At 44.4% G+C, this 15,738-nt stretch carries 13 protein-coding genes; 2 read left to right on the forward strand and 11 right to left on the reverse strand.

Annotated features, from left to right (window positions below):
- Positions 1-70: 70 nt before the first annotated feature.
- Positions 71-1,669, forward strand: a complete 1,599-nt coding sequence (locus tag SNR34_RS16350) for a PucR family transcriptional regulator (protein WP_486179617.1) — start codon at positions 71-73, stop codon at positions 1,667-1,669.
- 359 nt (positions 1,670-2,028) lie between these two features.
- Here the strand turns inward: SNR34_RS16350 and SNR34_RS16355 are convergent, their stop codons facing one another.
- From SNR34_RS16355 to SNR34_RS16405, 11 genes are all read right to left on the reverse strand, one after another.
- Entirely contained in the window at positions 2,029-2,745 is a 717-nt protein-coding gene (locus tag SNR34_RS16355) for a hypothetical protein (RefSeq protein WP_486179618.1), read from the reverse strand.
- Between the two features lie 117 nt (positions 2,746-2,862).
- The gene (locus SNR34_RS16360; protein WP_486179619.1) at positions 2,863-4,245 is read right to left on the reverse strand and encodes a sensor histidine kinase; all 1,383 of its coding nucleotides are present in this window, start codon (positions 4,243-4,245) and stop codon (positions 2,863-2,865) included.
- A 41-nt stretch (positions 4,246-4,286) separates the two neighbouring features.
- On the reverse strand, positions 4,287-4,994 hold the full coding sequence (locus tag SNR34_RS16365; RefSeq protein ID WP_486179620.1) for a response regulator transcription factor: 708 nt from the start codon (positions 4,992-4,994) through the stop codon (positions 4,287-4,289).
- 572 nt (positions 4,995-5,566) lie between these two features.
- Positions 5,567-6,367, reverse strand: a complete 801-nt coding sequence (locus SNR34_RS16370) for an ABC transporter permease subunit (RefSeq protein ID WP_486179621.1) — start codon at positions 6,365-6,367, stop codon at positions 5,567-5,569.
- 14 nt (positions 6,368-6,381) lie between these two features.
- Positions 6,382-7,176, reverse strand: a complete 795-nt coding sequence (locus SNR34_RS16375) for an ABC transporter permease subunit (protein ID WP_486182469.1) — start codon at positions 7,174-7,176, stop codon at positions 6,382-6,384.
- 2 nt (positions 7,177-7,178) lie between these two features.
- On the reverse strand, positions 7,179-8,072 hold the full coding sequence (locus tag SNR34_RS16380) for an ABC transporter ATP-binding protein (protein ID WP_486179622.1): 894 nt from the start codon (positions 8,070-8,072) through the stop codon (positions 7,179-7,181).
- 78 nt (positions 8,073-8,150) lie between these two features.
- Complete coding sequence (locus tag SNR34_RS16385) at positions 8,151-8,837, reverse strand: TetR/AcrR family transcriptional regulator (protein ID WP_486179623.1); 687 nt, start codon at positions 8,835-8,837, stop codon at positions 8,151-8,153.
- 715 nt (positions 8,838-9,552) lie between these two features.
- Positions 9,553-10,536: a glycoside hydrolase family 43 protein gene (locus tag SNR34_RS16390; protein ID WP_486179624.1), complete on the reverse strand. Its 984-nt coding sequence runs from the start codon at positions 10,534-10,536 to the stop codon at positions 9,553-9,555.
- Positions 10,537-10,564: 28 nt separating this feature from the next.
- Entirely contained in the window at positions 10,565-11,383 is an 819-nt protein-coding gene (locus SNR34_RS16395) for a carbohydrate ABC transporter permease (RefSeq protein WP_486182470.1), read from the reverse strand.
- A gap of 31 nt (positions 11,384-11,414) precedes the next feature.
- Positions 11,415-12,311, reverse strand: a complete 897-nt coding sequence (locus tag SNR34_RS16400; RefSeq protein WP_486179625.1) for a carbohydrate ABC transporter permease — start codon at positions 12,309-12,311, stop codon at positions 11,415-11,417.
- Positions 12,312-12,395: 84 nt separating this feature from the next.
- Positions 12,396-13,733, reverse strand: coding sequence for an ABC transporter substrate-binding protein (locus tag SNR34_RS16405; RefSeq protein WP_236412829.1), 1,338 nt, complete (start codon positions 13,731-13,733; stop codon positions 12,396-12,398).
- 262 nt (positions 13,734-13,995) lie between these two features.
- Here SNR34_RS16405 and SNR34_RS16410 point away from each other — a divergent pair, with 262 nt between their 5' ends.
- The gene (locus tag SNR34_RS16410) at positions 13,996-15,060 is read left to right on the forward strand and encodes a GntR family transcriptional regulator (RefSeq protein WP_486179626.1); all 1,065 of its coding nucleotides are present in this window, start codon (positions 13,996-13,998) and stop codon (positions 15,058-15,060) included.
- The last annotated feature ends 678 nt before the right edge of the window (positions 15,061-15,738 follow it).

Genomic DNA, 15,738 nt, shown 5'->3' on the forward strand with positions numbered 1-15,738 from the left:
AATTGCTTAAAAAGTGACGTCGTGTCCGGCACCTGATTCAGATATGTATCGTTTAGGAGGATTGATTAACATGCATTTAACTATAGAAGATGCCTTGGCGGTGTACCCGTTATCGGAAGGGAAGTTGGCAGCCGGTAAAAAAGGAATTTCCCGAACGATCAGCTCCATAAACTTGATGGATGCGCCGGATGTGATCAACTGGATGAAAGAAGGGGAACTCTTGTTGACTACAGCTTATGCGATTAGGGATTCACCCGAGGAATTTGTTAATTTGCTGCAAAAGCTCAATGAACGTGGGGCCTCCGGGCTTGGCATCAAGCTTGGTCGATACTGGGCGGAAATACCAGAGATAGCCCTGCTGGAAGCCGATCGGCTGGGTTTGCCCCTAATTGAGCTGCCTTTTCAATTCACCTTCTCCGAGCAGATCACTGCTCTCTACCAATCCGAGTTCCAACGTGATACCCGCCGGCTGAATGAATTGCTTGAAACGCAGAAGAAGCTGGTGGATTTTGCAATGCAGGCGGATGAGTACACCAATTATTTTCAAAGTATCACAAGCATTTTAGGGGTTCCTTTAGCCATCGTTACCTCTGAAGGACAGACCTTGTATAATATGACGCGCTGTTCCGATATGGAGCTGTTGAGCGATTGGCCCTGGAATCAGGCCAATCGGTTTTACAAGTCGGCGAGCAACCTGTTGTATCGTGTCCCCCTGCTGAAAAGCGGAAAGTCATACGGGTACTTGCTGATACAAACTGAAAATCTGCTGGAAGCACATGAAATGGAGGGAATTTTTCACCAAGCTGCCGTTATTCTTTCCTATCATCTGGAGGTCATCCAGAATCAGGAGGCTACTGCGGCAGGCAGTCGTCTTGGCACGGCCATGGAACGTTACTTAAAGGGGAACGCCTCTCTGAAAACGGTGCTCGAATTTGCCGAAGCATTGGGAAGCACATTTTGGAGCATGCCCTACGTATGCATGGTATCTTCCACAAGAGCGGATGCTTGGGACCATGAAAGTCAGAGGCGCAAACTGAGGGAGATTCAGAATAAGCTTCAGGATCATCCCAAAACGTCCTCCTTGGAATCCCATCATTTTTATGTGATGAACCGCATATATTCACTCTTCCCCCTTCTAGAAGAAGAGGCCAAGGATCGAAGGAAGTATGAGAATTCGGTACGTTTGTATGCGGATTTGATGCATGCATGGGACCACGGAACAAGGACATGTTTTATCAGTAAAGTGAGAACGGGCATGGAGGAGTTCATCGACGGCTTCCGGGAGTGCGGGGAGGCTGAGAGAATCAGTACAGAGCTTGGTTTAAGCGAACCGATTGTCATGTTTGCTGACCTGGAGTTTATTTATCTCTTCAAGCATATTCCGCAGGAGGTTATGGTCAGGTATTGCTCTTATTTATTCCGTCCACTGCTGAACAAAGAAGAGGAATACACCAGCGAGATGATGCACACACTTGAAGCCTATTTCGCCAACAACGGCCAAGTGAATGAAACGGCACGTGAGCTATATATCCATCGCAACACAGTGCTGTACAGGCTGGAGAAAATTTCGGGGCTGCTGAATCTGGATTTGAAGAATACCGATCATCTGCTGCTCTTGAAGCTGGGACTTATATTTAGGCACATGATGTCGCCCAAGAGACAAATTTAAAGCGACAGTTGACTACTAACCTTCACCTTTAAAATGACACAACACAAGACTTTCTGTAATGATAAATTTTAAATAAATCCCAATATGTATTTCCCTATATCATGTTTCAATAATTAAGTAAGGTGTACTTCCGTTCCCATTCCCCAACAGGCGGAAGAGACTTTTGCTTTTCACAAGCAAAAGTCCCCTTCCAAAATTAACGGCTTCAAAAATTCAATTTTTCACATATGTCTCGACTGTTTTTTTGAAGGACATTATGTGCATCACTTGGAAAAAAGTTGTGTATGGCAACAGCTCGATACCAAACGAGAAAATACCTGCCCCTCTCCCGGGCAGGTATCAACATCGATCACTAAATATTAGTCCAGAAGGCTGTAGATCTGAATCCTCTCCACCTTGGCGTCCTTGATATGAAACGACATCACATCCACATAATTGGATGGCTCGTAACGGAAGTCATCCTCCTCATCAGGGGCTCCATCACCAAGCAGTTTCCCCTCAGGGTAGGCATTTTTGAGTGTATCCAGGCTATCTCCTGCTTTAATGTTTCGCACTGTCGCGTACTTAGGATCTGTAATTTCGATATGAAAGATGGAGTCTTGCTTCCCCTCCGGTATACTAATTGTTTTAATCTCCAGACCAGGATACGTATAAACCTTTTCTGTAAAACCGATTAACGTATCCATGTTTGTTCCATCGTCGGCACTGTACGTATGAGATTTCAGGTTATCCGGTTTGCCCAGCATCTGTTCCATCTGATCTTCATTCGCTGTATCCGAAATCGCAATGGTGTGCTCATTATAGACAAAAGCAAGCTCTTTCAGCACCACATTGCCTTCCTTCTCCATCGAACCTTCCTTAATAGCTTCAGCACTCTGTCCTTCCGAATTTTCTGAAGCAGGCGCAGTGGAATTTGATGCCCCTTCGTCTTTGGCATGTTCGTCGGGCGTGTTTTTTTCAGCCGAGTTCTGCGCCGCTTCTGGAGACTTGGCACCATTGGACTGACAGCCCGTCAGTGCCATCGTTAGTAAAATACTCAGCAGGATAACAGCTGTAGCTTTGTTGATCCATTTCATCATGATCCCTCCATAAATGGGTGATTTCTTCTTTATGAAGTGATTATAAAAAAAGCATTTGTTAGTCTCATAACAGAATTGTATCACTCTTGTAACGTTAACTATTTACGCGCATGTTTACGCACGGGGTAACACAATCGTAACGGTCGTTCCTTCCCCGATTTGACTTTCCATGTCGATATATCCATTAAACCGCTCTACAATCTCTTTGCAAATCGAAAGTCCAAGACCTGAACCGTTCGCTGTGCTTGCATTTTTCGCCCGGTAAAAGCGTTCCTGCACTCTCTCCAGCTCATCGCCCGCGATACCGATTCCTTGATCACGTATCCGTATAACTACCTCGCTTGGCGTATGTGTAAGCTTCAATTCGATTAGCGATGGACTGCTTGAATATTTGATGGCATTGTCCACAAGGTTGGCGATCGCATGGGACATCAGCATTGGATTCACGTTGGCGTGGACTCTCGTCAGAAGCTTATCCTCCGGTTCCGCTTCCGCCTCCCTGAACATAATCTTGATCCCTTTATCCTTAGCCTTCGCTTCCATATTCATTGCCACTTGCTGAATCAGTTCGTTCATTTCCGTTTTCCGAGCTTCCAGTTCGTTAGAACCAGCCTTGTCAAAGCGGGATAGCAGCAACAGTTCATTAATCAATCGTGTCAACCGATCCGATTCCTGCAGCAGATGACCATAGATTTTTTGCAGTTCCTTGTTCTCATTCTCTCCTTCAAACAAGTATTGAGAGAAACCACGAATGGCTGCCAAGGGTGTTTTTAACTCGTGAGATACGTTGGAGACAAATTGTTTCTGGTACTGAATGTAATCATGAAGCTGCCGCCCCATGGAATCCAGCCCATCTGCCAGCATGCCCAGCTCGTCCTTCCGGTTAAGATGAACTCTTCGAAACTCTTGTCTAGAGAAACTTTGCACTGCGCCAAGCAGCAGTTTAATCGGCTTGGTTGTGCTGCGGGCAATCCACAGACTGGATAACGTAATCAGTACAATAAATCCGCCTGCACCCGCAAACAGGACATAACGGATTTGATCCATGATTGCATAAAAGTACGAAATGTCCTCCACGAACTCATACACATAAGCGTTTTCGTAATATTGATTCTGAATGGGTGTCGCAAAATAAAGCAAATGATCTTCCGTTACGGTGTAGGCATAACTGCCGTTCAGCGCTTTCTCAATATTCTTTTCAAAAATAAGAGGTTTTCCATCATTAATGATGATGCCATCCACAGCCAAACCCAGCAACTGCTTGGAGCTATCATAGATACGTACTTCCCTGCCTGAAGCTTTCAGCTTTTCCAGAGCAAGTCTGACAATTTCTGTGGTCTGTGGCTCTCCTGTCGATGATCTATGCTGATTCAACACCTCACGGAAGGACAACTCGGACAGATCCGCCTTCTCCATCATCTGTTTTTCAATGGTAATGAAGCTGTAATAATCGATGGCTTTATTCACCGCAAAAATAATGATGCCAAAGGACAGCACGGAGAAAAATAAATAATTCAGCAGTAACCGGGTTGCATACTTCAGCCCTCGCCACCTCCAAGTTGATAGCCAAATCCATAGATCGTCCTGACATACTTCGGTTCGTCCGCATTATCCTCCAGCTTCTTCCGTAATCGCATGATGGTCATATCCACACTGCGACTGTCTCCCATAAAGTCATATCCCCATCCGATCTGCAGCAGCTCATCCCGGGTAAAGATTTTCTCTGGCCTTTGGAGTAACGTTTCCAGAATTTTAAACTCTTTGGCCGTTAAAGACACGGGTACACCGTTTTTCAGCACCCTTCGGCTTTCCAGATCAAATGTCAGATCTTCATGAATGATGCGTGTAGATTTCACTTCTGCTCCTTCACTTGATTCTTCCTTGCTCTCGTTTCTTCTCAGAATCACCTTGATTCGAGCAAGCAATTCACGATTGTCAAAGGGTTTGGTCATATAATCTTCCGCCCCTAGCTCTAGTCCGAGCACCTTGTCGATTACCTCATTTTTGGCAGAGAGCATGATCACAGGAACGGCACGTTTCCCGGTGATTTCCTTGCACAGGTCATATCCGGAGCAGTCAGGCAGCATCAAGTCAAGCACCACCAGGTCCGGCCCAAAATCATCCAGCAGCTGCAGGGCTATTTTACCGTTTTCAGCCGTTTGAACGACGTAGTTTTCTCTTCTCAGTACGAGCTCAATTAAATCTCTGATTGCGACTTCATCGTCAATGACAAGTATTTTCTTCAATGTGCACCCCTTTTAGCCTTGTTCCCCAGCTTGAATCATAATTTACCCTCATCTTAGCACAGACACTTTAGATTCCTCCACCAGCTGGAAGATGAGGTTTATTCCACTGAGCCCAACATAACTTGTAATAAACCCGAATAATTCCAGCCAACGTTGGCTCGATTTTTGCCCTGCTCATCTTCTTCGCTCTGGCACGCGGCGGAACCGTTAACAAAGAGAGGCGGAAACCGATACCGTCGTTCATTAGATATTTTTATAAAGATGCTGCCAGGGCATAAAGGTACAAGATAAACATAAAAGGACCGAAAGCATTCATCGATGGAAGATGAACACTTACGGTCCTTTTTTATTTTTGTATTGAAATTTCATCCATTCTTTCAGTGCCTGAACAACCTGCTGAAGCTGTTCCTATCCTGTACCTTAGGCGCGCTGTCTCCCTTTTGCATCCAATAGTAGCCAAATTGACCAATCATTCTTCGTTTGTTTTACGATGATGTTAATTAAACGATCGGCAGCAACGGACGTGCTATTCCTTGTTCGAGCTCGCCCGGCAGATTCCTAACCCGCTTCCGCTACACCTTCAAATCTCTCTTTCTGTACGAAACATATGTCATTCTGAGCAACAAAGCGACGATTATTGTGGACAGCAGCACGAAAATCGAGCTGAACCCGCCTTGAAAAAGCAACTGCTCCGCTTCGAAATATTTAATGGGAGTGAAATATTTCAACCCATCCAAATTGGGATTCATGTCGATCATCTTGGCCATCATCAACGAAATCAATAATGCGACAATGGCCAGTGGAGAAGCGGATTTGGGGTTTCTGCCCATCGCCGCTATGCCCGCACCCGTCACCATAAAGATCGACTGTAGCATGAGCATGCCCGCCATAAGGTTCATAATTTCTCTGGCAAAAGTCTCCCCATCGTTAAAATATCCGACCATGAGTATCGATGAAATGCCCGTCATGATATTTAACGCCAAAACATTGGAAAAGCCGGCCAACAGCTTCGCCGTTAAGATCCGGCTTCTGGAAACCGGCTTGACGATCAGAAATTCCGTCGTTTTGTCGCTCTCTTCTTTAGCGATTACGCCAGCTCCAATCATCGCGGCATGAATCGTTGCCATCACGACTAAATAGTAGTAGCATAAACCGTAATATCCAGCGGCGGTCGACAGGTCGAAAGCGCCCCGCAACCCGAGCAGCACCTTCACTGCCGCTGGAAGCTGGGTTACAAGCTCGTTGAGGGACTGGTTACCGCTATATTCCGTGCCAAATTTCCACATGCTGGCCGCAACGATATAAAACACGCCGATGCACCAAATGATGAGCGATTTTCGATAGGCTTTCATTTCTCTCAGATACATATTCATGTAACGATTCCTCCTCAAGCAGCATGAATGTCTTTCTTATCGTAAACGGCATAGCCGGCGGCAACGCTTGCCGCGATCAGCAATATGGCGGTCAGCACAAAAGGCGCTTCGTACGAACCGTAACGAACGATCCATTCGCTGTCGAAATAGTGGAACGGAATCAAGTATCTTACGTTATAGCCGCCCATGACGGGCTTGAGTGCGTTATATACGATTACGCTTAACAGCAAACTGCCTACAGCGATCCCTGTCGCTGATTTCATGTTGGGGAATACGACCGCAATTAGCAAGCCCAAGGACATAAAGATCAACTGGACAAACCATAAAGACATGTCGATCATAAAAAAAATAATCATGTTGACGGCGTCTCCGGAAATAATGATGGCCGTCATGATCGTAACCGCAAAGCAGACGAACGTAGTGAAAGTCAGACAAACCGTTGCCGCGCCGAGCTTTGACGTCATGATCTGCTTGCGGGAAACCGGCTTGGTAAACAGAAAATCCGCCGTTTTTCCGCTTCTTTCTTTAAACAAAACGGTAGCGCCCAAGATCATCGCCTGCACCGCTCCCAGCTCGACCACGCCCTTAAATACGAACGTATAAAACCCCATATAGCTAGACAAGCTATCCTGGGAAAGCCCCAACAAGCTTCGAACCGCTTCCGGATAACTTTCCAAAGCTTTCTCTATGATGGCGGCATTCTCGGAAAACGCCGGGTAGAACAAGGAAATCAGAACAATCCAGGCCGATAAGGCGAAGGTCCATAAAATCGTAAATCGGGTGTTCGCTTTCAGTTCGCGCGCAAACATATTCACCGCTTCTCACTTTCCTTCCCGTAGTAATGCATGAAAATCTCCTCAAGACTAGGCTCTTCGATCAGAAGATTCGATAGCGGAACTTCCGAAAGCTTGCGAAGAAGCGAGTTGATATCCCCCTTGTAAAGGAAGCTGAGCTGGTTCCCCTGCGCTACCGCATTGCTTACGCCGTCTATCGAGAAAAGCTTCGGATCGGCTTGGTCCGATAGTTCGGCTTGAATTCTTTTATAGCTGTTTGCCCGCAGCGTGCTTATCTTTTCGAGGCTGATGATTTTCCCTTCCTTGATAATGGCAACGCGGTCGCACATTTTTTGAACCTCGCTTAGAATATGCGAAGAAAACAAAATCGTCGTCCCTTTTCGGTTTTCCTCCGCAAGAAGATCGAAAAATCGTTGCTGCATCAGCGGATCCAAGCCTCCGGTCGGCTCGTCGAGGATGATAAGCTTCGGTTGGTGCTGCAGCCCCTGTACGATGCCTACTTTCTTGCGGTTCCCGTAAGACAGATCATCGATTTTCCTATTCAGATCGAGGTCCATGATTTCTGCCAGCTCCATCATCCGTTTGCCGCAGTCCTTCTTGTAAAAGCTGGCCGAATACTTCAAAAGATCGATGACTTTCATCTTGTCGTAATAAAAAACTTCCGAGGGCAAGTATCCGATTTCCTTTTTGATTTCCACGCTTTGCTTGATGAAGTCTCTTCCGAAAATTTCTGCTCTCCCGCTTGTAGGATAGATGAGCGACAGTAACGTTCGAATCGTGGTCGATTTTCCGGCTCCATTCGGTCCGATAAAACCGAAAATTTCTCCTTCCTTCACGTCGAAGCTTACATCTTCAATTCCTCGGGCAGCGCCGTATCGTTTGGTCAAGTTATTAACCTCGATTGCATTCATACAAATCTTCCTCCTCGCAGGATATGCATTACGCTGACTAACCGTACGGTCAATATAATTCAAAAAAAATATTGGCTCCTACCGATAATGATTCCCATAAGTCGTTTTATAGCTTTGGACGAATGCATCTTTGCATTCTTCATCCGACATTTTGTAGTGGGCTTTCCATTCATCGAAATAAACAACAAAACTAAGCATCGGCATAAGCCCTGTGAAAAACCGCTCCACCAATGACTTGTTGTCGATTTGCAAAGGATATCCGTGTTGCCCCAATGTGTTCGGTATGCCTTCCTCTTCTTGATCGCGGAGCAGATCGGTAATTCGGAATAGGATGGAGCTGTGGCTTCCTTTTTTCAACGACTCGTCGAACAAGATGCGCAATATCGCTTTTCTATTCAAAAAGAAATCCAGGGACTGACGGATGGCGGCATCCATATGCCGATCGATCGCTTCGTTGTCTGAATGGGAATACTTGAACTTGTCGAGCTGGAATGTTAATTTTCCTTGTTGTTGCATGTCGTATCGTTCCTCGGACAGCCGCTTGATTGCCTCTTGCTTCAATTCGAGAATGAACGTGTCCAGAAGACTCTGCAAAATCTCTTCTTTATTTTTGAAATAATAAAAAATGAGCGCTTTCTTGACGTTGGATTTTTCTGAAATTTCCCTTACAGAAGTGCCGTCAAAGCCTTTCGTCGAAAAAAGCTCCTTGGCCGCCCTCAATATTTTCTCTCTGCTTTCTCTGGCTTGTTCCGATAAATCGCTCAAAACGCTACCTCCATGTTAATCAACTAACCGACCGGTCAATCGGTATTATGGCATGCATACGACCTCATTGTCAATCCTTTGCCCCCCTTTCGGGTAGCTTCGCCGTGTCAACAACCTACCGGTTACTTTCGGTAAAGCTTCATAGCGCAGTTCCAGTTTGGGAAAACCGGTAGTTCATGGGTTCGGTGGGTCTAAATACAGAACACGAACTTGTACCGATAAAATAAAAAGGCCGCTATAATAGCGACTTCAATGGGACCATGTTCTTGTCCCTCGACAGCGCCGCAAGGTCAATGACCCTACCACCGACCGAAGAGCTTTGAAATTTGGAGAAGCAAATGACCAACGCCCCAGGGTCAGTCCGATTGCTTTCATCCTTACTCATGTTTCTTCAGGCCCGATAACCGGATCCGAAATTTCAAGATATTCTTGTACTTCCGGTCACCCGAATTTATTAAATACGAGTGCTTTCAAATGAGCGGCCTCTTCTTATATATTTTTCAAGAAATCACTTATTTATGATATGATTCTCCGGAATAACTGGAGCGGCAAGTTTTAAGGCAACTTACCACTACTTATGGTACGGTTCGGCGTATTATCTGTAGAGCGAAATCGAAGGCACCCAGTAGGGTGCCTTCGATGTTCTTACTGTCTCTCTTTGGCGAGTTGGATAAACGAACTCAAATCCATCAACCAATCTTGTTGGGACACTCGTTCACTGTACAGAACGTGCAAGTGCTGCAACAGAGCCGCGGAAATCGGGTCTGCCGTCAGCCGTCCACAAAAGCTCTGTCACAAATGTATGGCGATTCGGATCGTATAGCGGATCTCCTATAATGTTCTTGTATGTTCTTGCGTGGAACACAAATAGCGTCATTTCGCCCGTCTCTGACACCGTGAAGGAATTATGACCGGGACCATACATAGAGATGCTCTCATCTGTCGAGAAAACCGCTGCTTGCGACTTGCGCCATGAGGCGGCATCGAGCAAATCAGCATCCGCATCGGCTTCAAGCAGGCCCATGCAATAATTGAAATCTGTGGCGCTAGCCGAGTAAGAGAGGAATACTCGATTACCCTTGCGAAGAAATGCCGCGCCTTCGTTCACTTTATAACCAATGATCTCCCAGTCATATTCCGGCATCGAAATCATCGTTTGCGGCCCAGTCAGCGTCCATGGATTACTCATTTTAGATATATACAGATTAGAGTTACCTTCGATACTCGGATCCTTTTGTGCCCATACGTAATAACGGCTGCCATTATGCTCAAAGGTAGTGGCATCGAGGGAGAAGCTTTCCCACGCGGTACGAACCTGCCCTCTTTCCGTCCAACTGCCTTCGAGCGGATTGGCACTTTCATTCTCTAGCACGTACATCCGATGGTCGAACAAGCCTTCATTCGTATCCGTCGTGTGTGCGGCAGCGAAATATACGTACCATTTGTCATCAATAAAATGCAGTTCAGGCGCCCAAATATTGGCACTAAGGATACCCGTCTCGCGCTTTCTCCAGATCACTACAGGAGTTGATGTAACAAGCCCCTCAAGGTTCTGGGCTCTACGGATTTCAATCCGATCATACTCCGGAACGGATGCTACGAAGTAATAATAACCGTCCGAATGTCGGTACATAAAAGGATCTGCTCTCTGCTCGATTAATGGTTGAATGTCGTTTAACACTCTTTGTTGGAATTCCATCTTATCACCTGTTTCATCATAATATTTACTACCCTTTAACAGCACCTGCAGTCATACCGTCTATGAAATATTTCTGGAAAGCAATAAACAGGATAAAAATTGGAAGGATGGAGAAGAAGGAGCCCACGATCAAAAGGTCATAATTATTGCCATAAGGAGTTAACAACGTTTTCAAACCGATTGGAAGTGTAAATTTACTCTGATCTCCGAGCACCATGAATGGCCACAACAGATTATTCCAGCTATTCATACCATTCAGAATGGCCATTGCCGCAAAGGATGGCTTCATAATCGGCATAATTAGTCTGAAATAAATCGCATACTCGTTTGCGCCATCAACCCGCCCAGATTGAATAATTTCTTTGGGTATGCTTCTTAGATATTGCCTGAAGAAAAATATGGTTGCGGCATTGGCTATACCCGGCAGAATGATTGCTGAATAGCTATTCACCATTTTCAAATCATTAATTAGGCTGTACAAAGGAACCAGCAGTATTTCGAAAGGCACCATCATAATGAGCAAAACACATATAAAGAGGAAGTTCTTACCTTTAAAATCATATGCTGCAAAACCATATCCAACAAATGCGCTTACAAAAAGTGTTAGAACTACTTGAACGATTGTTAAAGTCATGCTGTTCCAAAACCATACAAAGTAATCATGTTCTCCAGTAAACAGATAGATGAAATTGTCAAAACTCATAATACTAAAATCCAAACTTAGGTTAAGACCATATCTAATTAATGATTCACCTGGTTTAAAGGAAGATAGGGCCACTGCATAGAATGGAATCATAATTATAACGAATAGTATAACAAACAAACATATAATTACTATTCTGGAAATAAAATTATTCCTCGTCTGACTTTTGCCCACTTTAATCCTCCTCCTTTTTGAACATTCCACTAAATTTCAACTGCGTTAAATTGATAACCATAGCAATGACTAACAGAATGATACCAACTGCAGCTGCGTAACCCAGCTTATTTTTCTCAATCCCTTGTCTATACAGATATCCGACAATGGTTAAGCCAATATTTTTGGGTGAATTGTTACCGTTGAACATCATCAGGCTCTCGGTAAACATGGCTAAACCTGCATAAACACTAATTGTCGTAACATATACCGTGGTCGGCTTCAATAATGGCATTGTGATCGTTCTAAACTTCTGCCAAGCAGATGCTCCGTCAATTGAAGCAGCCTCATAGAATTCATTGTCAATGCTTTTCAAACCGGATAGATAGTAAAGCATATTAACACCTGTCCATCTCCAACATGCGAGGATTAACAGTGCTGCCATGCTCCATTCTCCGTCTTTCAAGAATTTAATAGGCTCTACACCAAATAGACCCAGGAAACTGTTCATTAATGAACCTTCCATTTCACCGAATGTAAGGCGGAAAATGGTACCCGCAACTGCGACAGATGTCAATGCAGGGAGAAAGAACGAAGATTTAAAAAACTCTCTTCCCATCATTAACTTACTGTTGATCATAACGGCGAATAACATGGGAAAGGGAATTAACAGCACTAAGGTTCCTAACATGTACACAACGCTATTTTTAATAGCCGTCAAAAACACTTTATCTGTAAGCAATTTCGAATAATTCGCTTCACCAATCCATTTAGGATCCTGTCCCAACATCTTATCTTGAAAGCTCATGACGAATGAATTTAGAAGCGGATAAAACCAGAAGATCAAAAATACGAGTATAAATGGCAATACAAAAACATAAGGCGCAACTTTTTGAGAGTATACAAATTTCTTTATCATATTCTCAATCTCCCTTGACTATGGTTAAACCTGCCGGCCACTATGCCTGCCGACAGGTTTAATCAAATCATTTGCTTATTATATTTATTTCAATTCTTGTTCAATTGCTTCTTGTGCTTCATCCAGCGCTTCCTTCACGTCTTGGCCATCTTCAAAGATCGCATTCAAAGTAACCGTATTGAAGACATTGCCGATCGTCGGTGAAGCCTTAACGGATTTGATCGCTTGAATTTCGTCTTTGATTTCATTCAAAGTATCAAATGCATTTGTTTTAAAGTATTGGACGTACTCGTTATCAGGGTTTTTCGTTACTGCATCATCTTTCCATACTTCCATGTTGATTGGGTCGAATCCAAGCGTATTCCAGATTTCAGTAGTAGCTTCTTTCGAAAGCTTAGCAAAGGCTACAAATTCTTTTGCCAGCTGAACGTCTTTACCATTCTTAGTTACAACTGTGCCGGTACCGCCTAAGCCAACGGAACGAGGATTACCTTCTTCAAATACAGGCAATGGAGCAATGGCATACTTACCTTTCAGGTCCTTCATTTCGTTTACAAAGCGGGACATGTACCACTCAGGCATCAATGCGCTTGCGTAGTTTCCTTTGTTGTATTCGCCTTTTGCTTCTTCTGTGTCGGGTTGCCCACCAGGGATCGTATGAATAACATTGTTCTTCTGCAGATCGACTAACATTTCATACGCTTTAATCATTTCAGGCGAGTTCACTTTTGGATTACCATTTTCATCTGTAAAATCAGCGTTTTGCTGAGCTAGCAGCAGCGAAGCTTGCCACGTTGCTGATGTATCAGCAGTACCTAAGTACTTGCCAGTTTTTTCATAAACCTTGATACCTGCTTGTTTGTAATCTTCCCAGGTTTTGATTGTCTTGTAGTCAACACCTGCTTGCTCGAGAATTTCAGTGTTGTAGAAAGCAAGCGTAGCACCTACGTGATAATCAAAGCCATAAACCTGGTCGGCTTTGGAGTAAATCTCGACACGTGAAGGAACAACAACGTCTTTGTATGGTGCAAATACATCATTCAAAGATTCCAGTGGAACATTGTCACCTTCCAAGAATTTAGGAAATTGACCAAGCTCAATATCCGCGATATCAGGAGCACCTTTTCCGCTTGTAACTGCCAATAAGAGCTTGTTGTGCATATCATCGTAAGGCATAACCGTTACATTCAACTTAATCTGTTTGTCTGGGTTCTGTTGGTTCCATAACCCCAGCATTTTATCCAAATGCTTGCCGTGCAAATCTACGAATGTCCAAAATGATAATTCTGTTGCATTCTCACCGGCATTAGCGCCTAATTGCTGTGTTTCCGTTTTTGAATCAGAAGGAGTACCACATGCTGTAAAAACAAGTGACATAATAAGGAGTGTAACGATGGAGATTAAAGCACTGCGTTTTTTCATTTGTTCGTCATCCTCTCTTTTTTTGTTATGCATTTGAGAAGTCGGCTGACTAGTTAGTTCTGTTAATTTAAGCGGGTTCAATCTACCTTGGCACCACCATCCTTAACATAATTCTAACCGTTCAAAGAAAAGACCCCTTCGCAACAATTTTTCAGATTCCATATTGTAAGCGCTTTACATGCCGTATTATAATATAGATGAAATATGCTTTATATAACCAATTGATTATAAAATCATAAAGTTTATGGGGAGATGCAACTTTTTGAAAAAGCTGGCGCTCTACAAACAAATTCGAGAAGATATTATACAGAAAATTAAATCAGGGCAGCTTCGGCCAACGGACCGCATTCCTTCTGAGCAAGAACTAATGGACGAATTCAGAGTAAGTAAAATTACCGTCAGGAACGCCCTAACCCTACTAGCTGACGAAGGATTAATTATACGCGTACAAGGCAAAGGCTCATTCGTCTCTTCTAGTCTTGTTGTTTCTAGCATCAATTCTCCACCATACTCACGCAGTGTGTCCTCCATGCCGCTCATCGGCTTCATCATTCCGACGATGAGAACCCGTGTCATTCAGAAGCTCGTTGACTACACGGAACACTTCCTGCAAGAAGCCGGTCTCAGCATGGTACTAAGCATCACGCGCGAGTCCTCCTCTATCGAATCAAACGTCATTCATACACTAACGGAGCTCGGTGTGAAGGGCCTGATCGTTTTTCCGACAGAAGATGAGAAGTACAATGAATCATTACTGCGTCTGTCGCTCGATAAATTCCCGTGCGTGTTCATCGACCGCTATCTGCGCAACATTGAGACGTACACCATTACATCCGACAATTACGGCGGTGCGTACAAGGCGGTCTCCCATTTGCTATCCAAGGGTCATCAGCAGATTGCGCTCATCTCACCTGAAAATGCCAATACAGCCGTCGAGGATCGCACGCTCGGCTTCGAGCAGGCTTACACAGATCAAGGCATCTCGATTGACAAGAGCTTGTGGTGTCACATCCCTCTCGACATTCTACGCGGAGAGCAAGCATTGGACTATGTATGCGACTTCTTGCAGGACCACAGTGGAATTTCGGCAGTCTTCTCCTTGACTGAAGAAACTGCACGTCTTACATCGGCTGCTATAAGTCGTCTGAACGATCACTCAAATATCGATTTGCTATCTTTCGATAATCCACATCTTTCAGGCGTAGCTTATGTGCAGCAGGATGAACAGGAAATGGCACGAACAGCCGTAAAGCTGTTACGTGAACAAATGGAAGATGTTTATTCTCCTAAGAACGCCGTCATTCCCGTACAACTCATCTTCCCATGACATGACAAACGTTGCGGCGATAGATGAATTGGGCATATTGATTGGTTTTACCAGCGATGTTGTTCATGATTGTCTGCCCAGTTATTTTAAGACTCACTACCAATTTGGTCGTGCCCCTTGCAACGCGAATTTCTACGCGAATACTAATAAATCTCCGAGCATAACGGTCATGAATGGTCCAGATGAATGGTGGAGCTGTTGTGAAAAGGATGGCAGTTCGCTCTAGTTTCTCGCCACAGCAACACGCCCATCGGTTGTCTTTATGTTATTACAGGTCAACGCTGGGAAACATCATTGACCAAGAATAGTGAAAAAGCGAAAATGCCGTCAAAAGCATGTTCGCTGTAAGTATCGACACTTCTGACACTGTTCTTTCTCTGCTTCGGGGAGTCTCCTCCATTCACGAAGACCTCTTCCCTCCGTGGGATGTGACAATGTATCCAAACACAAAGTACAGTTCGACCACAATATATACAAAAACCACTCCTGAAAATGGAGTGGTTTCTTTGGATTTAACTTCTCTTTTATGGAACTTTCGTTCCGCTAAATCAAGGGGGAGTAGTATTTCTAACATATTTTATTCCAACTCTAAAACTGCTTCGACTATCGCCTGATCAATCTCATCAAGCATCCCATCATAGATGTCATCAAATGCGCTCGGCGAGGCCGTGATTGCTT

This window comes from Paenibacillus sp. XP01 (assembly GCF_057364885.1).

Excerpts from the sequence above, each read along its gene's own strand:
- SNR34_RS16350 (WP_486179617.1), top strand. The coding sequence starts at position 71 with ATGCATTTAACTATAGAAGATGCCTTGGCGGTGTACCCGTTATCGGAA.
- SNR34_RS16355 (WP_486179618.1), bottom strand. The coding sequence starts at position 2,745 with ATGAAATGGATCAACAAAGCTACAGCTGTTATCCTGCTGAGTATTTTA.
- SNR34_RS16370 (WP_486179621.1), bottom strand. The coding sequence starts at position 6,367 with ATGAATATGTATCTGAGAGAAATGAAAGCCTATCGAAAATCGCTCATC.
- SNR34_RS16375 (WP_486182469.1), bottom strand. The coding sequence starts at position 7,176 with ATGTTTGCGCGCGAACTGAAAGCGAACACCCGATTTACGATTTTATGG.
- SNR34_RS16380 (WP_486179622.1), bottom strand. The coding sequence starts at position 8,072 with ATGAATGCAATCGAGGTTAATAACTTGACCAAACGATACGGCGCTGCC.
- SNR34_RS16390 (WP_486179624.1), bottom strand. The coding sequence starts at position 10,536 with ATGGAATTCCAACAAAGAGTGTTAAACGACATTCAACCATTAATCGAG.
- SNR34_RS16400 (WP_486179625.1), bottom strand. The coding sequence starts at position 12,311 with ATGATAAAGAAATTTGTATACTCTCAAAAAGTTGCGCCTTATGTTTTT.
- SNR34_RS16405 (WP_236412829.1), bottom strand. The coding sequence starts at position 13,733 with ATGAAAAAACGCAGTGCTTTAATCTCCATCGTTACACTCCTTATTATG.